Source organism: Salinicola endophyticus (genome assembly GCF_040536835.1).
GTDB classification, from domain to species: Bacteria; Pseudomonadota; Gammaproteobacteria; order Pseudomonadales; family Halomonadaceae; genus Salinicola; species Salinicola endophyticus_A.
Genome location: NZ_CP159578.1, coordinates 1,655,675 through 1,674,764 on the forward strand (window position 1 = coordinate 1,655,675; position 19,090 = coordinate 1,674,764).

17 protein-coding genes are annotated in these 19,090 nt (G+C 66.6%); 12 read left to right on the forward strand and 5 right to left on the reverse strand.

Annotation, left to right across the window (positions count from 1 at the left end):
- Positions 1 to 4 precede the first annotated feature (4 nt).
- From murD to lpxC, 8 genes are all read left to right on the forward strand, one after another.
- Positions 5 to 1,384, forward strand: coding sequence for a UDP-N-acetylmuramoyl-L-alanine--D-glutamate ligase (gene murD, locus ABV408_RS07570; protein WP_353981824.1), 1,380 nt, complete (start codon positions 5 to 7; stop codon positions 1,382 to 1,384).
- Entirely contained in the window at positions 1,378 to 2,583 is a 1,206-nt protein-coding gene (gene ftsW, locus ABV408_RS07575) for a putative lipid II flippase FtsW (protein WP_353981825.1), read from the forward strand. The genes murD and ftsW overlap by 7 nt, the downstream gene beginning before the upstream one ends.
- Positions 2,580 to 3,665, forward strand: coding sequence for an undecaprenyldiphospho-muramoylpentapeptide beta-N-acetylglucosaminyltransferase (gene murG / locus ABV408_RS07580; protein WP_353981826.1), 1,086 nt, complete (start codon positions 2,580 to 2,582; stop codon positions 3,663 to 3,665). Before ftsW ends, murG begins: the two co-directional genes overlap by 4 nt.
- A gap of 34 nt (positions 3,666 to 3,699) precedes the next feature.
- A complete protein-coding gene (gene murC, locus ABV408_RS07585; RefSeq protein ID WP_353982209.1) occupies positions 3,700 to 5,109 on the forward strand; it encodes a UDP-N-acetylmuramate--L-alanine ligase in 1,410 nt (469 codons plus the stop codon).
- A gap of 46 nt (positions 5,110 to 5,155) precedes the next feature.
- A complete protein-coding gene (locus ABV408_RS07590; RefSeq protein WP_353981827.1) occupies positions 5,156 to 5,878 on the forward strand; it encodes a cell division protein FtsQ/DivIB in 723 nt (240 codons plus the stop codon).
- Positions 5,879 to 6,178: 300 nt separating this feature from the next.
- Positions 6,179 to 7,450: a cell division protein FtsA gene (gene ftsA / locus ABV408_RS07595; RefSeq protein WP_207037357.1), complete on the forward strand. Its 1,272-nt coding sequence runs from the start codon at positions 6,179 to 6,181 to the stop codon at positions 7,448 to 7,450.
- Positions 7,451 to 7,481: 31 nt separating this feature from the next.
- The gene (gene ftsZ, locus ABV408_RS07600; RefSeq protein WP_353981828.1) at positions 7,482 to 8,657 is read left to right on the forward strand and encodes a cell division protein FtsZ; all 1,176 of its coding nucleotides are present in this window, start codon (positions 7,482 to 7,484) and stop codon (positions 8,655 to 8,657) included.
- Positions 8,658 to 8,773: 116 nt separating this feature from the next.
- On the forward strand, positions 8,774 to 9,685 hold the full coding sequence (gene lpxC / locus ABV408_RS07605) for a UDP-3-O-acyl-N-acetylglucosamine deacetylase (protein ID WP_353981829.1): 912 nt from the start codon (positions 8,774 to 8,776) through the stop codon (positions 9,683 to 9,685).
- A 185-nt stretch (positions 9,686 to 9,870) separates the two neighbouring features.
- Here lpxC and ABV408_RS07610 read toward each other — a convergent pair whose 3' ends face one another.
- Positions 9,871 to 10,350: a DUF721 domain-containing protein gene (locus ABV408_RS07610; RefSeq protein WP_353981830.1), complete on the reverse strand. Its 480-nt coding sequence runs from the start codon at positions 10,348 to 10,350 to the stop codon at positions 9,871 to 9,873.
- 62 nt (positions 10,351 to 10,412) lie between these two features.
- On the opposite strand from ABV408_RS07610, the gene ABV408_RS07615 reads away from it, so the two are divergent.
- The 4 genes from ABV408_RS07615 to ABV408_RS07630 all read left to right on the forward strand — a co-directional run bounded on the left by ABV408_RS07615 (position 10,413) and on the right by ABV408_RS07630 (position 15,865).
- A complete protein-coding gene (locus tag ABV408_RS07615; RefSeq protein WP_188115178.1) occupies positions 10,413 to 10,754 on the forward strand; it encodes a hypothetical protein in 342 nt (113 codons plus the stop codon).
- Between the two features lie 79 nt (positions 10,755 to 10,833).
- Positions 10,834 to 13,575, forward strand: a complete 2,742-nt coding sequence (gene secA / locus ABV408_RS07620; RefSeq protein ID WP_353981831.1) for a preprotein translocase subunit SecA — start codon at positions 10,834 to 10,836, stop codon at positions 13,573 to 13,575.
- Between the two features lie 46 nt (positions 13,576 to 13,621).
- The gene (gene argJ, locus ABV408_RS07625) at positions 13,622 to 14,830 is read left to right on the forward strand and encodes a bifunctional glutamate N-acetyltransferase/amino-acid acetyltransferase ArgJ (protein ID WP_353981832.1); all 1,209 of its coding nucleotides are present in this window, start codon (positions 13,622 to 13,624) and stop codon (positions 14,828 to 14,830) included.
- An 81-nt stretch (positions 14,831 to 14,911) separates the two neighbouring features.
- Positions 14,912 to 15,865: a Nudix family hydrolase gene (locus ABV408_RS07630; protein ID WP_353981833.1), complete on the forward strand. Its 954-nt coding sequence runs from the start codon at positions 14,912 to 14,914 to the stop codon at positions 15,863 to 15,865.
- 106 nt (positions 15,866 to 15,971) lie between these two features.
- Here the strand turns inward: ABV408_RS07630 and yacG are convergent, their stop codons facing one another.
- The 4 genes from yacG to ABV408_RS07650 all read right to left on the reverse strand — a co-directional run bounded on the left by yacG (position 15,972) and on the right by ABV408_RS07650 (position 19,036).
- Positions 15,972 to 16,223 carry a DNA gyrase inhibitor YacG gene (yacG, locus tag ABV408_RS07635; RefSeq protein ID WP_353981834.1) on the reverse strand — a complete coding sequence of 84 codons (252 nt, stop codon included), beginning with the start codon at positions 16,221 to 16,223 and terminating at the stop codon, positions 15,972 to 15,974.
- Positions 16,220 to 16,867, reverse strand: a complete 648-nt coding sequence (gene coaE / locus ABV408_RS07640) for a dephospho-CoA kinase (protein WP_353981835.1) — start codon at positions 16,865 to 16,867, stop codon at positions 16,220 to 16,222. Before coaE ends, yacG begins: the two co-directional genes overlap by 4 nt.
- Positions 16,864 to 17,724, reverse strand: a complete 861-nt coding sequence (locus tag ABV408_RS07645; protein ID WP_353981836.1) for an A24 family peptidase — start codon at positions 17,722 to 17,724, stop codon at positions 16,864 to 16,866. Before ABV408_RS07645 ends, coaE begins: the two co-directional genes overlap by 4 nt.
- 85 nt (positions 17,725 to 17,809) lie before the next feature.
- Complete coding sequence (locus tag ABV408_RS07650; RefSeq protein ID WP_353981837.1) at positions 17,810 to 19,036, reverse strand: type II secretion system F family protein; 1,227 nt, start codon at positions 19,034 to 19,036, stop codon at positions 17,810 to 17,812.
- Positions 19,037 to 19,090 lie beyond the last annotated feature (54 nt).

Here is a 19,090-nt window from a genome sequence, read left to right on the forward strand (position 1 = left end):
TCCCATGAGCTCGATATCGCAGCGTGGCAACGACCTGCCGGCCGGCCCGCGTCTGGTGGTGGGCCTGGGTATCTCCGGGCGTGCTATCGCGCGCTTTCTGCGCGCGCGGGGCGAAGCCTTCGTCATGGCGGATACGCGTAGCGCACCGCCGGGCCTGGAAGCCTTCCGCGCCGACTTCCCCGAGGTGTCGCTGCATCTGGGCGCCCTCGAGGCGCTGGATCTGGACGCCTTCAGCGAGATCGCGGTGAGTCCGGGGGTGGATACCGTCGGCGCCGGGCTTGCGCCCTACGGGCACAAGCTGGTGGGTGAGATCGGGCTGTTCCGGCGTTACTGCCAGGCGCCGCTGGTGGCGATCACCGGCTCCAATGCCAAGTCCACGGTGACCACGCTGGTGGGAGAGATGGCACAGCAGGCGGGGCTCGATGTCGCCGTGGGTGGCAATCTCGGCGAAGCGGCGCTGGATCTGCTGCTCGACCGGCCCGAGGCGGCCTGGTTCGTGCTCGAGCTGTCGAGTTTTCAGCTTGAAAGCCTGGAGACGCTGGATGCGGCCTGTGCGGCTTTTCTCAATCTCTCCGAGGATCATCTCGACCGCCATGGTGACATGGCCGGCTATCGCGCCGCCAAGGCGCGTATCTTCCGCGGCGCCGAGCGGGCGGTGGTCAATGCCGAAGATAGCGCCACCTGGCCCGACGACCCGCAGCTGCCCTGCGTGCGCTTCACCCGCTCCGCGCCCGCCGGCGCCGACGAGTGGGGGGTGGCGGTGCCCGCCGGTGCCGACGCGCCCTGGCTGTGTCGCGGCGCCGAGGGGCTGATGCCGGTCTCCGAGCTGGCCATGGCGGGGCGCCACAATCAGGCCAACGCGCTGGCGGCAGCGGCCATCGGTGAGGCGATGGGGCTGCCGTGGGCGGCGATGCGTCAGGTACTGACGCGTTTCGCCGGGCTGCCACATCGCGGAGAGGTGGTGGTCGAGCGCCACGGCGTGCGTTGGATCAATGACTCCAAGGGCACCAACGTGGGCGCGACCCTGGCCGCCATCGCCGGCGTCGGCGAAGGGCTCACCGGGCGCTTGGTATGGCTTGGCGGGGGCGTGGGCAAGGGCGCCGATTTCACCCCGCTGGCACCGCCGCTGGCGCGCCACGCGCGCGAGGCGGTGGTCTTCGGCCAGGATGCCGAGCGCCTGGCCGCGGCGCTGGCCGGGCACCTGCCGGTGACTCGGGTCGAGACCCTGGCCGAGGCGATGCGTCGCGCTGCCGCCATCGCCGAGCCCGGCGACTGCGTGCTGTTGTCACCGGCCTGCGCCAGTCTCGATCAGTTCCCCAACTATCTGGCGCGCGGCGCGGCGTTCCGCGAGATTCTGGCGCAAGGGCAGGAAGCCACATGTTGAAAGGGCTGGAACAACGCTTTACCACCCGCCATCAATCCTTCGATGGCTGGCTGCTGCTATCGGCATTGGCGCTGATGCTGATCGGCTGGGTCATGGTCACCTCGGCGTCCACCGAGATCGCCGCCAGTCTCACCGGCAATCCCTACTATTTCAGTATTCGCCACGGCATCTTCGTGCTCGCGGCGATCGGGGTCGGGCTGCTGGCGGTGCGTCTGCCGCTGTGGTGGTGGCGTGAGAAGGGGCCGATGCTGCTGATTATGGGGTTGGTGCTGCTGGTGCTGGTACTGCTGGTGGGGCGCGAGATCAACGGCAGCCGGCGCTGGATTCCGCTGGGCATCGTCAACGTCCAGGCCTCCGAGGTCGCCAAGCTGTTCATGATCGTCTATGTCGCCGGCTACCTCGAGCGCTTCCTGCCCGAGGTACGACGCACCTGGGGCGCCTTTATGCGGCCGCTAGCGGTGATGGCGCTGATCGGCTTTCTGCTGATTCTGGAACCGGATTACGGCGCCGTGGTGGTGATGACCGGCTGCGTGATGGGCATGTTGCTGCTCTCGGGCGCGCCGCTGTGGCGCTTTCTGCTGATCCTGATCGTGGTCGGCTCGGGCGCGGTGATGCTGGCCGTGGCCGAGCCCTATCGCCTGCAGCGTATCACCAGCTTCGCCAATCCCTGGGCGGACCAGTACAACACCGGCTATCAGCTGACCCAGGCGCTGATCGCCTTCGGGCGTGGACACTGGTTGGGTCTGGGACTGGGCAATAGCGTGCAGAAGCTCTTCTATCTGCCCGAGGCGCACACCGACTTCGTGTTCGCGGTGTTGGCCGAGGAGCTGGGGCTGTTCGGGGCGGTGGGGGTGATCCTGCTGTTCGCCCTGCTGGTGTTCCGCGCCTTTCGCATCGGGCGCAAGGCGGAGCTGGCGCGGATGCCGTTCGCCGCTTACCTGTGCTACGGCATCGCGCTGGTGATCGGCGCCCAGGCCTTCATCAATATCTCGGTAAGTTCGGGCATGCTGCCGACCAAGGGGCTGACGCTGCCGCTACTGAGCTACGGCGGCTCGAGCCTGATCGTCAGCGGCATCATGGTGGCGATGCTGTTCCGGGTCGACGCCGAAGTGCGGCGCAGCCAGCGGCGTGCTGCGGCGGCGGCGCAGGAGCCGCCGCCGGGATCCGTGTCGCGGCAGTCGCAGGGGAGCGAGACATGAGCCAACTCGAGCGCGTCCTGATCATGGCCGGCGGTACCGGCGGCCACGTGGTGCCGGCGCTGTCGCTGTCGCGGGCGCTGGTCCAGCGCGGCGTCACGGTGGAGTGGCTGGGCAGCCCGCGTGGCATCGAGAATCGGTTGGTGCCGGCGGCCGGACTGGTGCTGCACCAGATCGACGTGGCTGGCCTGCGCGGCAACGGTCTGGCTGGCTGGCTGGCGATCCCGTGGCGCCTGAGCCGCGCCGTGGCGCAGGCGCGGCGCGTGATCCAGCGCTTCGACCCGCAGCTGGTGATCGGGCTGGGTGGCTTCGCCAGCGGCCCCGGCGGGCTTGCCGCGCGGCTCTGCGGTAAGCCGCTGCTGGTGCATGAGCAGAACGCGGTGGCCGGGCTGACCAATCGCGCCCTGTCGCGCCTGGCGACGCGCACCTACGCCGCCTTCCCGGGTGCCTTTCCGGCTGCGCGTGCCGAGGTGGTGGGCAATCCGGTGCGCGAAGAGATCGCGCGCCTGGGCGAGTCGCCGCGGGCAGCGGGGGGGATGGCCGAGCGTCCGCTGCGGCTGCTGGTGCTGGGCGGCTCGCTGGGGGCGCAGGCGCTCAACGAGCGCCTGCCCGAGGCGCTGGCGGCGCTACCTGCCGAGACCCGCCCGGCGGTACGCCATCAGGCCGGTCGCGACAAGGAGTCCGCCACCCAGCTGGGTTACCGCGAGGCCGGGGTGGCCGCCGAGGTGAGTGACTTCATCGATGACATGGCCGAGGCCTATGCCTGGGCCGACCTGATCGTCTGTCGTGCCGGCGCGCTGACGATCGCCGAACTGAGCGCGGCGGCCAAGCCGTCGCTGCTGGTGCCGTTCCCCCATGCGGTGGACGATCACCAGACACAAAATGCGCGCCATCTGGTCGCGGCCGGTGGCGCCGAACTGATACAGCAGAGCGAGTTGACGCCGCAGCGGCTGACGCAGGCGCTCGACGCGCTGCTGCGCCCCGACGTGCTCGCCCAGATGGCGATCCAGGCGCGCCGGGTGGCTCATCTGGACGCCGTCGAGCGCATGCTCGAGGGCTGCATGGAGGTGGCAAGTGAGCGATAGCATCGAGAATCGCCCCGTACGCTCGCATCTGGGGATGCGGCGGATCCGCGGGATTCATTTCGTCGGTATCGGCGGTGCCGGCATGTGCGGCATCGCCGAGGTGCTGGCCAACGAGGGTTATACCGTCAGCGGCAGCGATCTGCGCGAGTCGACGGTCACCCAGCATCTGCGCGAATGCGGCATCCGCGTGGCGATCGGGCATGCCGAGGTCAATGCCGAGGGCGCCGACGTGGTGGTGGTCTCCACCGCGGTGGACGCCAGCAATCCGGAGATCGCCTGGGCCCGGGAGCATCGCGTGCCGGTGGTACGGCGCGCCGAGATGCTGGCCGAACTGATGCGCTTTCGCCACGGCATCGCGGTCGCTGGCACTCACGGCAAGACGACCACCACCAGTCTGCTGTCGACACTGCTGGGCGAGGCGGGGCTCGATCCGACCTTCGTCATCGGTGGCAAGCTGACCAGTGCCGGCACCAATGCGCGCCTCGGCGCCGGCGAGTTCCTGGTCGCCGAGGCCGACGAGTCGGATGCTTCCTTTCTGCATCTGCAGCCGATGACCGCCATCGTCACCAATATCGATGCCGACCACATGGCGACCTACGATGGTGACTTCTCGCGCTTGAAGAACACCTTCATCGAGTTCCTGCACAACCTGCCGTTCTACGGCCGTGCGGTGCTGTGCATCGATGACGACAACGTGCGTGAGCTGCTGCCGCGGGTGCAGCGCCACTTCGTCACCTATGGCTTCAGCGAGGACGCCGACTTTCGCGTCAGCGAGTTCTGGCAGGAGGCGGGGGAAATCGGCTTCGTCGCGGTGCGCCCCGAGGGGCATGCCGATCTGCGCATCCGGTTGGCGATGCCGGGAGCGCACAATGCGCTCAACGCGCTGGCGGCGATCGCCGTGGCCACCGATGCCGGCGTCGCCGACGCCGATATCGTCGCCGGCATGGCCTCCTTCGGCGGCGTCGGCCGGCGCTTCCAGGTGCATGGTCACTATCCGCTCAAGCGCGGTGGCGAGGTGATGCTGGTGGATGACTACGGCCACCATCCGCGCGAGGTCGAGATGGTGATCCGCGCGGTGCGTGCCGGCTGGCCGGAGCGCCGTCTGGTGATGGTCTACCAGCCGCACCGCTATAGCCGTACCCGGGATCTCTACGAAGACTTCGTGCGCGTGCTCTCGGGGGTCGATACGCTGCTGTTGCTGGATGTCTACAGCGCTGGCGAGGCGCCCATTCCCGGTGCCGAAGGCAAGATGCTGGCCGGCTCGATCCGCCAGCGCGGTCTGGTCGACCCGATGTTCGTCGAGGACAAGGCCGCGTTGCCCGATATGCTCTCCCATGTGTTGCGTCCTGACGACATCCTGATCACCCAGGGCGCCGGCGACGTCGGTGGCATCGCGCTCAAGCTGGCTGGTAGCGGTCTCGATCTCGACGAGGTGACGCTTTGAGCCCCAGCTCGACCCACCTGGCGAGCCTCGTGCGGAGGCGTCAGCGATGAACGCCAATGCGCGGGGTGCGCTGATCGGCGTGCTGATGATCTTCGTGCTGCTCGGCGCCGGGGGGCGCGCGCTGTGGCTGTGGCTGGACAAGCCGATCGCCCGGGTCTCGATCAGCGGCGATCTCGAGTACGTCAGTGCCAGTTACCTGCAGCAGCAGCTGGCACCGCTGATACGCGGCCATACCTGGCTCTCCATCGATCTGCCTGCGCTGCGTGACCAGGCACGTCGGATCCAGTGGCTGCGCGAGGTCAAGGTCACCCGCGAGTGGCCCAATGCGCTGCGTTTCGAGCTCTATGAGCAGGATCCGGTGGCACGCTGGAATGACGATGCGCTGCTCAACAGTCGTGGCCAGCCGTTCCTGCCCGGCCCGATCGACGATTTCGGCCGGCGGCTGCCCGATCTCGGTGGTCCCGAGGGGAGCGGGCGCGAAGTGCTGGCTTATTACGACTCGCTGCGGCGCACGCTCTCCGATCTCGGGCTCGATGTCACCCAGCTGCGACTGGAAGCGCGTGGGGCCTGGCGCTTCCAGGTCAATGACAATGTCTGGGTCATTCTCGGGCGCAGTGATCTCGACGCCCGGCTGGCGCGTTTCATCGCAGCCTGGCAGCGCCAGTTGGGGGCGCAGGCGTCGCAGATTCGCTACATCGATCTGCGCTATCCCAATGGCGTGGCGGTGGCCTGGCATGGGGAGACCGACACCAGTGCCGGAGCCAACTAGCGTGGCGGGGTGATGCCGGTGTGGTCATTGGCGACCTGGCTTCCCCCATTGATTACGGTTCTGCGACTCGTGTCGAGAGACGCTGCAAGATGTCCACCGGCGTTGCCATCTCGCTACACTTGCGGCAAAAAAAGCGGCCCTTGGCGTGACGATTTCCCTTTTGTAGAAAAAGGGCTTACTGTGGCTTTTGTTTCAGCGATGGGCTGGTGAAAAAGGCTCGCTTGTTTCTATAATAAGCCAGGATCTTTATTGGCCCATTTTTGACGGGTTTTATCGGTGTTTGAGGAGCGATCCCGACCTATGGCAGGACAATCCAACGCTTCCAATATGGTGGTCGGGCTGGATATCGGAACATCCAAGGTGGTCGCCATCGTGGGGCAACCGACCGACGATGGTGGGTTGGAAATCGCCGGGATTGGTTCGCATCCTTCGCGTGGCATGAAGAAGGGTGTGGTGATCAACATCGAGTCGACCGTGCAGTCGATTCAGCGTGCCGTCGAGGAAGCCGAGCTGATGGCCGGCTGTGACATCCATTCCGTCTATGTCGGTATCGCCGGCAGCCACATCAGTTCGATGAACTCCGATGGCGTGGTCGCCATCAAGGAGCGTGAGGTCGGCCCGAGTGACATCGAGCGGGTGATCGACTCCGCCCGTGCGCGTGCCATCTCCGAAGGCCAGCGCGTGTTGCACGTCATCCCGCAGGAGTTCGCGATCGATACCCAGGAAGGGATCCGCGAGCCGCTGGGGATGTCCGGTGTGCGTCTGGAAGCGCGTGTGCACCTGGTGACTGCTGCGCTCAATGCGGTCCAGAACATCGAGAAGTGCGTGCGCCGCTGCGGTCTCGAGGTCGACGACATCATTCTCGAGCAGATCGCTTCCAGTCACGCCGTGCTCACCGAAGACGAGCGCGAGCTGGGCGTGTGCATGGTCGACATCGGTGGTGGTACCACCGATATCGCGGTGTTCACCGAAGGGGCGATTCGCCACACGGCGGTGATCCCGATCGCCGGCGACCAGGTTACCAACGATATCGCCATGGCCCTGCGCACGCCGACCCAGTATGCCGAAGACATCAAGGTCAAGTACGCCTGCGCGCTGACCCAACTGGCCAGCAGCGACGAGATGATCAAGGTGCCGAGCGTCGGCGATCGCCCCTCGCGCGACCTGTCGCGCCAGGCCCTGGCCGAGGTGGTCGAGCCGCGCTACGAGGAGCTCTTCACGCTGGTGCGCGAGGAGCTCAGGCGCAGTGGCTACGAGGATCTGGTCGCCGCCGGCGTGGTGCTCACCGGTGGCACCTCGCGCATGGAGGGGGTGGTCGAGCTGGCCGAGGAGATCTTCCACATGCCGGTGCGTATCGCCTCCCCGCACAATGTGCGCGGTCTGGCCGACGTGGTGCGCAACCCGATTTATTCGACTGGGGTAGGTTTGCTACTCTACGGCATGCAAGACGCCAAGCACGCTCGCGCAGTATCAGCCCAGCCTCAACGGGAAGAGCTTCTTCCCCGACGCGGAACCAGGGACGAGGTTTCGGCGTTGGCGCGACTCAAAGGCTGGTTTAAAGGAAATTTCTGACAGGCCGCGACGCGGTCTTGGAGACGGGGCAATGTTCGAACTAGTAGATAACGCACCTTCCAGTAGTGCAGTCATCAAAGTCATCGGTGTCGGCGGCGGTGGCGGCAATGCCGTCAACCACATGGTCGAGAGCAACATCGAGGGCGTCGAGTTCATCTGCGCCAACACCGATGCCCAGGCGCTCAAGCGCGTGGCGGCCAAGACCGTACTTCAGCTGGGTGGCGAGATCACCAAGGGCCTGGGCGCCGGCGCCAATCCGGAAGTCGGGCGTCAGGCGGCGATGGAAGATCGCGAGCGCATCGCCGAAATGCTGCAGGGTGCCGACATGGTCTTCATCACTGCCGGCATGGGCGGTGGCACGGGTACCGGCGGCGCCCCGGTCGTTGCCCAGGTGGCCAAGGAGCTTGGCATCCTGACCGTGGCGGTGGTCACGCGTCCGTTCCCGTTTGAGGGGCCCAAGCGCATGCGCGCGGCGGAAGAGGGCATGAAGGCGCTCTCCGAATACGTCGACTCGCTGATCACCATCCCCAACGAGAAGCTGCTCTCGGTGCTGGGCAAGAACGCCAGCCTGCTGACCGCGTTCAGCGCCGCCAATGACGTGCTGCTCGGGGCGGTGCAGGGGATCGCCGAGCTGATCACCAGCCCGGGTATCATCAACGTCGACTTCGCCGACGTGCGCACCGTGATGTCCGAGATGGGCATGGCGATGATGGGTACCGGCGCCGCGACCGGTGAGAACCGCGCCCGCGAGGCCGCCGAGAAGGCGATCCGCAGCCCGCTGCTCGAGGACATCGATCTGCACGGCGCCCGCGGTATCCTGGTCAACATCACCGCCGGCCCGGATCTCTCCATCGGTGAGTTCAACGACGTCGGTGCGACCGTGCAGGAGTTCGCCTCCCAGGACGCCACCATTGTCGTGGGTACCTCCATCGATATGGAGATGTCCGACGAGCTGCGCGTGACCGTGGTTGCCGCCGGTCTGGATGCGCAGAAAGAAAAGGCGCTGCCGCGCGAGAGTGCGGCCTCGCGTCCCGAACCGACCGATTACCGCAAGCTGCAGCAGCCCGCCGTGATGCGCCAGCAGGCCGCCCGCGCCGAGCAGGAAGCGGCCGCAGCCAAGAAACAGCAGAGCCAGGAGAAGCGCAAGTCTGCCGAGATGGATGACTATCTCGACATTCCGGCCTTCCTGCGCCGCCAGGCGGACTGAAAACTGAGCGTCACACGACGCTCATCATTCTGTCACGTCGATATGTTTGGTGAAACGGTCGTTCGGTGTTATAGTGAACACCGTTTTCAAACTATTTGACTGTCAGGTCGATGCCGATGATCAAACAACGAACGTTGCAGAACACGATCCGCGCCACTGGCGTGGGCCTCCACTCCGGAGAAAAAGTGTATCTGACGCTGCGTCCCGCGGCGCCCAATACGGGCATCGTGTTCGTGCGCACCGATCTCGACCCTGTCGTGCAGATCCCCGCTGACGCCCAGCGCGTCACCGACACCAAACTGTGCACCGCGCTGTCACGGGATGGGGTCAAGGTGGCCACGGTCGAGCATCTGATGTCGGCGTTCGCTGGCCTGGGTATCGACAACGCCTATGTCGAACTGAGCGCCGCCGAAGTGCCGATCATGGATGGCAGCGCCGGCCCGTTCGTGTTCCTGATCCAGTCCGCCGGTATTGCCGAGCAGGCCGCACCCAAGAAGTTCATCCGCATCAAGCGTGAGGTGACGGTCAGCGACGATGGCAAGCAGGCCACCTTTCTGCCGCACAACGGCTTCAAGGTGAGCTTCGCGATCGATTTCGATCATCCGGTGTTCGACCAGCAGAAGCAGACCGCCAGCGTCGACTTTTCCACGACCTCCTTCGTCAAGGAAGTGTCGCGGGCACGTACTTTCGGTTTCATGCGCGATCTCGAGTTCCTGCGCTCGCAGAATCTGGCGCTCGGCGGCAGTCTCGACAACGCTATCGTGGTCGACGACTACCGCATCGTGAATCAGGATGGTCTGCGCTACGAGGACGAATTCGTCAAGCACAAGATGCTCGACGCTATCGGCGACCTCTATCAGCTGGGCTATAGCCTGATCGGCGAGTTCCGTGGCTACAAGTCCGGCCATGGTCTCAACAATCAGCTGTGCCGCGAGCTGCTGGCGCATCCGGAAGCTTTCGAGATCGTGACCTTCGAGGAGGCCGCCGAACCGGCGCCGATCTCCTACGCCGCGCCGGCGATGGCCTGACCAAGCGCCTTGCCGCCGGTAGTTGCAGGCAACAGCTGATACGATTCACGCCGACGCCGACCCCCAGGGGTCGGCGTCGGCGTTTTCGGCTTCATCGTTTTCGAAGCTATTGCGCGTATTCATCCGGTTGGCCGGGGGGGCAGGCAGCGCTGGTCGTCGACGGGAGAGAGCCAGCCTCGTCTGGCCTAGTGTCCGCTGTCACTGCCGTCTTCTGGCTCGGCGTGGGAGGCGAGGCGGGTGAGCGCGCGTCGCAGCGGCGACTCCTCCATGCCCTCAGCACACTGGGTCAGCGCGTTGGCGCCGGCCGGGGTCAGGTGTCGGACCTGGCGCGGGGCGACCTTGACCGGGCGCACCGGACGCACCTTGAGCGACAGCTTCATCACCGCTTCGAAGCCTGGCAGCTGATGCAGCAGCTTGAGCAGGCGCGGCTGCTCGTAGCGCAGCCAGGTGAGCCAGGCAGCGCGATCGGTGATCAGGGTCAGCACGCCGTCGCGATAGCCGCCGACGAATACGTGCTCGGCCACGTCCGGCGGCAGCTGGCGGCGTAGATGGCGCTGGGCACGGTCGATCAGCGTGGCCATGCGCACCACGTCGCCGAGGCCGCTGGGCTGGCCGAGCAGATGGGAAACGGACTGGGCTCGAAAACGCTTAGCCTTTATACTCATCGGCTTGCACGCAGTGGGGAAAGTTCCCCCAAACCTATCACGACGCGGAGTTCGTCGACAGCATGACATCGGCCCATTCGCATTCCGGCCACACGGGCGCCCGCTGGCGACCGCGCCAGCGGGCGCACTGGTGGCTGGCCAGCGTGCTGGTGGGTTGCCTGCTGCCAGCCGGACTGGTGCAGGCCGAGGCGCTGCGCCTGGCCGAGCGACTGGCCCAGGTCTACCTGATGGCGCCGGAGGAGATCCGCGCCGAGTCTCGCCGTGTCGCCCGTGCGCCGACCACGCACCCGCAGCCGCCGCGGCTGGCGTTGCCGACCCTGGTCGGTGTGCTGCCGGCCCTGGTCGCAGTGCGGCGCCTGGCGCACGATGCCTTTTCCCGCCGCGGCCCGCCGCTTCCTGCCTGACTTTCATCGTTTGTCGCAGCGCCGCTATCGCCGGCCCGAAGGCCGCGGGGGCGCCCATGAATGACGCAGGAACTCCATCATGTTGAACGTATTGGTCAAGAAACTGGTCGGCTCGAAGAACGAGCGCGACGTCAAGCGGATGCGCAAGCAGGTCACGGCGATCAATGCGCTGGAAGAGACCATCGCCGCACTCGACGATGCCGCGCTCGCCGCCAAGACCGCCGAATTCCGCAGCCGCCTAGAGGCCGGTGAAAAGCACGACGCCCTGCTGCCCGAAGCCTTCGCCGTGGTGCGCGAGGCGAGCAAACGGGTGCTCGGCATGCGCCACTTCGACGTCCAGATGGTCGGCGGCATGGCGCTGCACGACGGGCGTATCGCCGAGATGAAGACCGGTGAGGGCAAGACCCTGGTGGGTACTCTGGCGGTCTACTTCAACGCACTGCCGGGCAAGGGCGTACATGTGGTCACGGTCAACGACTACCTGGCCAGCCGCGACGCCAACTGGATGCGCCCGCTGTATGAATTCCTCGGCCTCAGTGTCGGTGTGATCGCCTCCGGGCAGCCCAACGAGGAGAAGCGCAAGGCCTACGCCTGCGACATCACCTACGGCACCAACAACGAGTACGGCTTCGACTATCTGCGCGACAACATGGCCTTTTCGCTCGAGGACAAGGTCCAGCGCCCGCTCAACTACGCCATCATCGACGAGGTCGACTCGATCCTGATCGACGAGGCGCGCACCCCGCTGATCATCTCCGGTCCGGTGGAAGAGGATGTCGAGCTCTACCGCACCATCGGCACGCTGTCGCAGCGGCTCGAGCAGTGCAGTGACGAGGAGGACCCGAGCAGCGGCGACTTCCTGATCGACGAGAAGCAGAAGCAGGTGGAGCTGACCGAAGAGGGTCACCAGAAGGTCGAGGGGCTGATGCGCGAGGCGGGCCTGCTCAAGGAAGAGGACTCGCTCTACGCGGTACAGAACCTGGGGCTTCTGCAGCATATCCACTCGGCCCTGCGTGCACGCTGCCTCTACCACCGCGACGTCGACTACATCATCGCCGACAACCAGATCGTCATCGTCGACGAGCACACCGGGCGTACCATGCCGGGTCGGCGCTGGTCGGAAGGCCTGCACCAGGCGGTCGAGGCCAAGGAGGGGGTGCCCATCCAGCGCGAGAGCCAGACGCTCGCCTCGACCACCTTCCAGAACTATTTCCGCCTTTACGACAAGCTGGCCGGCATGACCGGTACTGCCGACACCGAGGCGTTCGAGTTCAACCATATCTATGGCCTCGATGTGCTGGTGATCCCCACCAACCGCCCGCTGGCACGCCAGGATCTCAACGACCTGGTGTTCATGAGCGCCGAGGAGAAGTTCGAGGCGATCATCGAGGACGTCAAGACCCAGCGCGAGGCCGAACGCCCGGTGCTGGTGGGTACCGCTTCGATCGAGACCTCGGAGTATCTGTCGCGGCTGATGCAGGCGCAGAAGATTCCGCACAACGTGCTCAACGCCAAGCAGCACGACAGCGAGGCAGAGATCATCGCCCAGGCCGGCCGCCCCGGGGCGGTGACCATCGCCACCAACATGGCTGGCCGCGGTACCGACATCATGCTCGGCGGCAGCTGGGAGGCCGACGTGGCCAAGCTGGAGTCGCCCAGCGAGGCCCAGATCGAAGCGATCAAGGCCGAGTGGCAGCAGCGTCACGACGCCGTGCTCGCCGCCGGCGGCCTGCACGTGGTCGGCTCGGAGCGTCACGAGTCGCGGCGTATCGACAACCAGCTGCGCGGGCGTGCCGGGCGCCAGGGTGACCCGGGGTCGACCCGCTTCTTCCTCTCGCTGGAGGACAACCTGATGCGCCTGTTCGGCTCCGAGCGGGTGCAGCGTCTGATGGGTGCCCTGGGGCTGGAGCGTGGCGAAGCGATCGAGCACAAGATGGTCTCGAACGCGGTCGAGCGCGCGCAGAAGAAGGTCGAGGGGCGCAACTTCGATATCCGCAAGCAGCTACTCGAGTACGACGACGTCTCCAACGATCAGCGCCGGGTGATCTACGATCAGCGCGACGAGATCCTGGCCGCCGACGAGATCTCCGACAACATCGCCAGCATTCGCGATGAGGTGCTCGACCAGACCATCTCCACCTATGTGCCGCCGCAGAGCCTGCCGGAACAGTGGGAGCTGGCCAATCTGCAGGACCAGCTCAAGCAGGAGTTCAATCTCGACCTGCCGATCGTCGAGTGGGCCGAGCAGGACCAGAACTTCAATGAAGAGATGCTGCGCCAGCGGCTGCTGGATCAGCACCGCGGCCAGTACACCGCCAAGGTCGAGGCGATCGGGCGCGAGATGATGCAGCGCTTCGAGAAGCAGGTAATGCTGCAGGTACTGGATACCCGCTGGAAGGAGCACCTGCAGTCGATGGACCACCTGCGTCGGGGTATCCATCTGCGCGGCTACGCCCAGAAGAACCCCAAGCAGGAGTACAAGCGCGAAGCCTTCGAGCTGTTCCAGTCGCTGCTCTACAACATCAAGCACGACGTGACGCGCATCCTGAGCCACGTTCAGGTACGCCGTCAGGAAGAGGTCGAGGATCTCGAGCGCCAGCGCCGTGAAGCGCTGGAGCGCGAGCAGGCCGGCAGCCAGTCGCTCCACGAGGAGGCGGTGGCCGCCGCGCGTGAGACCGCCGAAGGCGCCGAGGAGTCCGCCGATCAGTCTGCCGACGACAACACGCCGGTGCGCCGTGAAGGGCCCAAGGTGGGGCGCAATGACCCCTGCCCGTGCGGATCGGGCAAGAAGTTCAAGCAGTGCCACGGCAAACTGAACTGAGCATGACACGGCGCCGCGCTGCGCGGCGCCAGCGAGGAGAGACGAGATGGCAGTAGGCGAGGCGAGCTTTCCGCAGATGCCGGCGATCGACGGCGTGCGGTTGAGTGCCGCAATGGCGGGAATCAAGAAGCCCAACCGCCGTGATCTGGTGGTGATCGAGATTCCCGAAGGGGCCAGCGTCGCGGCCACCTTCACCCGCAACGCGTTCTGCGCCGCACCGGTGCATGTCGCCAAGGCGCACCTGGCGCAGACGTCGCCACGCTATCTGCTGATCAACACCGGCAATGCCAACGCCGGTACCGGCAGCCGCGGGATCGCCGATGCCGAGCGCTGCTGCGGCGCGCTGGCCGAACTCGCCGGTGTCGACGCGCAGCAGGTGCTGCCGTTCTCCACCGGCGTCATCGGCGAGCCGCTACCGGTGGAGAAGATCGCCGCCGGTCTGCCGCAGGCGTTGGCGCGGCTCGACGGCGAGCAGTGGGCCGAAGCCGCCGAAGGCATCCTGACCACGGATACCCGGGTCAAGGGCGCCACGGCGCAGGTCGAGCTGAGCGGCGGCACGGTGACGCTCAACGGTATCAGCAAGGGCTCGGGCATGATCAAGCCCAACATGGCTACCATGCTGGGCTTCGTTGCCTGCGATGCCGAGATTCCCGCGGCCACCCTGAATCAGTGGCTGCGCGAGGCGGTTACGGTGTCGTTCAACGCCATTACCGTCGACTCCGACACCTCCACCAACGACGCCTGCACGCTGATCGCTACCGGGCGCGGACCGCAGGTGACCTCGGTGGAAGACGAACGGCGCTTCCGCGCTGCGCTGACCCAGGTGCTCACCGAGCTGGCCCAGGCGATCATCCGCGATGCCGAAGGCGCGACCAAGTTCGTGACCCTGGAGGTCGAGGAGGCCGCCAGCGTCGAGGAGGCGCGTGAAGTCGCCTTCACCGTGGCCCACTCTCCGCTGGTCAAGACCGCACTCTACGCCTCCGACGCCAACTGGGGGCGGATCCTGGCGGCGGTCGGGCGTGCGCCGGTGGAAGCCCTCGATGTCGAGCGCATCGTCATCGATCTGGGCGACGTGCGTCTGGTCGAGCACGGCGGGCGCGCCGAGAGCTATACCGAAGCGGCGGGTAGCCGGGTGATGGCACAAGCGGAGATCACCATCCGTATCCGTCTCGGCCGGGGCGAGGCCCGGGCCACCGTCTGGACTTCGGATCTGTCCCACGACTACGTCTCGATCAACGCGGACTACCGCAGTTGAGGGCGGGCCGCAGCGCGGCCTACCGTCACGAGACGTGACACTCAGTGAAGCAACACCCCAAGGTGCGAGAGATTTAGCAAGATGATGAAGAGACGGGTTCACGTAGCGGCGGCAGCCGTCATCCGCGACGACGGGCGCGTGCTGATCGCGCGGCGCCCAGCGACCGCGGACCAGGGCGGCCTGTGGGAGTTTCCCGGCGGCAAGCTGGCGCCCTACGAAACCGGCTTCGAGGCGCTCAAGCGCGAGCTGAGCGAAGAGCTGGGTATTCAGATCCGGCGCGCTCAGCCGCTGATTCGGGTGCATCACGAGTATCCCGACAAGCACATCCTGCTCGACGTCTGGCAGGTCCGCGACTACGACGGCGAGCCCTATGGCCGCGAGGGGCAGCCGGTGCGCTGGGTGGGGGTCGACGACCTGCCCAACTATCCGTTCCCCGCGGCCAATCTGCCGATCCTGCGTGCGGTGGCGTTGCCCCAGGAGTACCTGATCACCGCCGAAGAGCCCGACGAGGCGGTGTTCCAGGAGCGTCTGGAGCGGGCGCTGCGCGAGGACCACATTCGTCTGGTCCAACTGCGGGCCAAGACTCTCGACGACGCCGCCTATCAGGCGCGGGCCGAGAGCACGCTGGCGCTGTGCCGGCGTTACGGGGCCAAGCTGCTGCTCAACGCCGACCCGGCGTGGCTGGAACGGGTGGACGCCGATGGCATCCATCTGACCAGCGCGCGCCTGATGACGCTCAAGCAGCGCCCGATCCCCGCCAACAAGTGGCTGGGTGCGTCGACCCACGGCGACGAACAACTGACCCAGGCCGGCCAGATCGACTGCGACTTCGTCACCCTCTCGCCGCTGGCGCCGACACCCTCGCATCCCGATGCGATCACCATCGGCTGGCACGATTTCCAGCAGATGGTCGAGACGGCGGCGATGCCGGTCTTCGCCCTCGGTGGGATGACCCGGCATCACGCCAACCAGGCGCGCGGCGTCGGGGCTCAGGGTATCGCCTCGATCCGGGATTTCTGGCGCGACGATCGCTGACGTCTCGGGCCGCGCGATCCTGGCTGCCCACGCAAACGCCGCTCCCTGAGGAGCGGCGTTTGCGTTGGTGATGCCTTGGATCTGCTCGGCAGGTGCCGGGTTTCGGCTATTCGCCGCGCTCCAGGCGGTCGATCAGCTCGTCGAGCTGGGTCTCGTCCATATGCGGCTCGCCTGGAATGCGGTGGCTGCCGTCGGCCCAGGCGCCCAGATCGAGCAGCTTGCAGCGCTTGGAGCAGAAGGGCCGATAGGGGTTGTCTGTGGTCCAGGCGATCGGCGTCTGGCACTGCGGGCAGCGCACCTTGAGCGCGCCGCCGGTGGTGCCATCATCGGCTTGGCGGGAGTCGTTACCGGAGGTCATGAGTGGCCATGTCGTTGCGGTGATGCCGCCCACTGGCGATAGCGTTCGTCCAAGCGGGCGACCTGATCGAGAAGCATCTCTCTGTCGCCGCTATTGTCGATGACGTCATCGGCGGCTGCAAGGCGCGCCTGCCGCGAACTCTGGGCGGCGAGAATCGCTTCCACCTGTTCCCGGGGCACGCCATCGCGGGCCAGAGTGCGTTCGATCTGCAGCGACTCGGGGACATCGATCACCAGCACCCGCGAGACCATCTCGCGCTGGCCGCTCTCGATCAGCAGCGGCGAGATCAGCAGGCAGTAGGGTGCGTCACCGCCGCGCAGGCGGGTCAGATGCGCCTGCAGGCGCTGGCGAATGCGCGGATGGGTCTGGTGTTCGAGCCAGCGCCGCTCGGCGGGGTCGGCGAAGACCCGCGCGCGCAGGGCGCGGCGGTCGAGGCTGCCATCCGCCGCGAGCACGCCGGTGCCGAAGCGCTCGACGATCGCGGCCAGCGCCGGTTCGCCCGGCATCACCACCTCGCGGGCCACGGCATCGGCATCGATGCCCGGGACCCCCAGGGCGTCAAAGGCCTCGGCGACCGCGCTCTTGCCCGAGCCGATACCGCCGGTGACACCGATCACCGGGATGGGCTGGCCTGACTCCTTCATCCTGCACCTCCCAGCAGCAGTGCCTGGTAGCCGGCCTGCAGCGGCGCCCCCACCAGCAGCGCGACCCAACCGGCCAGGGCGATGAACGGGCCGAACGGTAGCGGCTGGCCGCGCTCATGGCGGCGGCCGATGATCAGCGCGATACCGATCAGCGTGCCGGCGCCGGCGGAGAGCAGCAGCAGCAGCGGCAGATTCTGCCAGCCCAGCCAGGCGCCCAGCGCCGCCATCAGCTTGAAGTCACCATGGCCCATGCCCTCCTTGCCGGTGGTCAGCTTGAACAGCCAATACACCGCCCACAGCACCAGATAGCCGGCGGCCGCGCCGATCACGGCGCTGCCGAGCCACAGCGGGTGGTAAGTCCACTGGTAGAGCAAGCCGGCCCATAGCAGTGGCAGGGTGAGCGCATCCGGCAGCAGTTGGGTGCGCCAGTCGATCACCGCCAGCGCCAGCAGCACCAGGCAGGCGCCGACCAGCCACAGCGTCTCGATGCTGGCGCCGTGGATCGCCAGCGCGGCCAGGCTCACGCCGCCCGCCAGCAGCTCGACCAGCGGGTACTGCGGGCTGATCGGTGCCGCGCAGGTGGCACAGCGGCCGCGGCGCTTGAGCCAGCCGATCAGCGGCAGGTTGTCGTGCCAGGCAATGAACTGGCGACAGGCGGGGCAGTGCGAGCGCGGCAGCAGCAGGTCATAGCGTGGCAGCGGCTCGGCTTCCAGCTCGAGCGCGGCGCGCGCCTCGGCGCGCCAGCGCCGCATCAGCATTACCGGCAGGCGTACGATCACCACGTTGATGAAGCTGCCCAGGCAGGCGCCGAGCACGAATGCCAGGGGCCACAGCAGCCAGGGGGAAAGTTGGGACAACGCAGACTCCCGCTTGATCCAGTCGATAAGGTGGCACAGGGTAACGCATCGCCGCCATCAGGGCCGCCCCTTCGCGCGCCTTCGCTCAAATGGCCGAGCCCATCTGAAAAATCGGCAGATACATCGACGCCACCAGACCACCCACCAGCACCCCCAGCACCACGATGATCAGCGGCTCCAGCAGCGAGGTCAGCGCGTCGACCTGGTTGTCCACCTCCTCTTCGTAGAAGTCGGCGACCTTGTCGAGCATGGTGTCGAGGTCACCCGCTTCTTCACCGATGCTCACCATCTGCACCGCCATGATCGGGAAGATCCCCGCCCGGCGCATGGCGAAGGCGAGCTGCTGACCGTCACCGACATCGTCGCGCAGGCCGATGATCGCGCGCTGGTGCACGCGGTTGCCGGTCGCACCGGCGGCGGTCTCGAGCGCTTCCACCAGGGGAACGCCAGCATTGAAGGTCGTCGCCAGGGTGCGTGAGAAGCGCGCGATCGAGCCCTTGTCGAGGATGCTGCCGAGCACTGGCAGGCGCAGCAGGAGCCGATCGACCCGGTAGGCGAAACGCGGCGAGCGCTTGATCGCCCGGCGCAGTCCGATACCCGTGAGCACCAGCGCTAGCAGTGCCTGCCACCAGTACGCCTGGGCCAGCTCGGAGAGATCGATGGTGAAGCGCGTGAAAGCCGGCAGCTCGGCGCCGAAGCCGGCGAACAGGCTCTCGAACTGCGGCACCACCTCGATCAACAGCAGCGCGGTGACGCCGATCCCCACCGCAATCACCGCGACCGGATAGTACAGCGCTTTCTTGATGCGCCCTTTCAGGGTATCGATCTTTTCGCGATAGCTGGCCAGACGTTCGAGCATGCGATCCAGCGCACCCGACTGTTCGCCGGCGGCGACCATGTTGACGAACATGCGATCGAAGCGCTGCGGATGACGTGACAGCGCCTGCGAGAAGCTGGCTCCGGCGCTGATATCGTTGCCCAGGTTTTCGACCAGATTGCGCATCGCCGGGTTGCGCAGCGTCTCGGCGACCACCTTGCACGCCTGCAGCAGCGGCACGCCGGCCCGGATCATGGTAGCCAGTTGGCGCGCGAACAGGGTGATGTCGCGTTGGCGGACCCGGCCGATGCCGAATGGGCTGGTCTTGCGCGTAATGCGCTTGACGATGATCTTCTGGCGCGCCAGCTCCTGGCGCACCTCGCTGACCTCACTGGCGATCAGTTCGCCGCTGACCGTCTCGCCGCGCAGATTCTTGCCGCGCCAGTGCCAGCGGTGGATCACCAGTCGCTTGGGAGGCTTCGCCGTTGCTGCCATGTCGGACTCCTGAAAGCGGTAGGTCGAGAAGCGTGTCGGTTGGTATGCGGTGTC

What these genes read in the sequence shown, in the direction of transcription:
- murD (WP_353981824.1), top strand. Translation starts at nt 5, where the DNA reads ATGAGCTCGATATCGCAGCGTGGCAACGACCTGCCGGCCGGCCCGCGT.
- ftsW (WP_353981825.1), top strand. Translation starts at nt 1,378, where the DNA reads ATGTTGAAAGGGCTGGAACAACGCTTTACCACCCGCCATCAATCCTTC.
- murG (WP_353981826.1), top strand. Translation starts at nt 2,580, where the DNA reads ATGAGCCAACTCGAGCGCGTCCTGATCATGGCCGGCGGTACCGGCGGC.
- murC (WP_353982209.1), top strand. Translation starts at nt 3,700, where the DNA reads ATGCGGCGGATCCGCGGGATTCATTTCGTCGGTATCGGCGGTGCCGGC.
- ABV408_RS07590 (WP_353981827.1), top strand. Translation starts at nt 5,156, where the DNA reads ATGAACGCCAATGCGCGGGGTGCGCTGATCGGCGTGCTGATGATCTTC.
- ftsA (WP_207037357.1), top strand. Translation starts at nt 6,179, where the DNA reads ATGGCAGGACAATCCAACGCTTCCAATATGGTGGTCGGGCTGGATATC.
- ftsZ (WP_353981828.1), top strand. Translation starts at nt 7,482, where the DNA reads ATGTTCGAACTAGTAGATAACGCACCTTCCAGTAGTGCAGTCATCAAA.
- lpxC (WP_353981829.1), top strand. Translation starts at nt 8,774, where the DNA reads ATGATCAAACAACGAACGTTGCAGAACACGATCCGCGCCACTGGCGTG.
- ABV408_RS07610 (WP_353981830.1), bottom strand. Translation starts at nt 10,350, where the DNA reads ATGAGTATAAAGGCTAAGCGTTTTCGAGCCCAGTCCGTTTCCCATCTG.
- ABV408_RS07615 (WP_188115178.1), top strand. Translation starts at nt 10,413, where the DNA reads ATGACATCGGCCCATTCGCATTCCGGCCACACGGGCGCCCGCTGGCGA.
- secA (WP_353981831.1), top strand. Translation starts at nt 10,834, where the DNA reads ATGTTGAACGTATTGGTCAAGAAACTGGTCGGCTCGAAGAACGAGCGC.
- argJ (WP_353981832.1), top strand. Translation starts at nt 13,622, where the DNA reads ATGGCAGTAGGCGAGGCGAGCTTTCCGCAGATGCCGGCGATCGACGGC.
- ABV408_RS07630 (WP_353981833.1), top strand. Translation starts at nt 14,912, where the DNA reads ATGATGAAGAGACGGGTTCACGTAGCGGCGGCAGCCGTCATCCGCGAC.
- yacG (WP_353981834.1), bottom strand. Translation starts at nt 16,223, where the DNA reads ATGACCTCCGGTAACGACTCCCGCCAAGCCGATGATGGCACCACCGGC.
- coaE (WP_353981835.1), bottom strand. Translation starts at nt 16,867, where the DNA reads ATGAAGGAGTCAGGCCAGCCCATCCCGGTGATCGGTGTCACCGGCGGT.
- ABV408_RS07650 (WP_353981837.1), bottom strand. Translation starts at nt 19,036, where the DNA reads ATGGCAGCAACGGCGAAGCCTCCCAAGCGACTGGTGATCCACCGCTGG.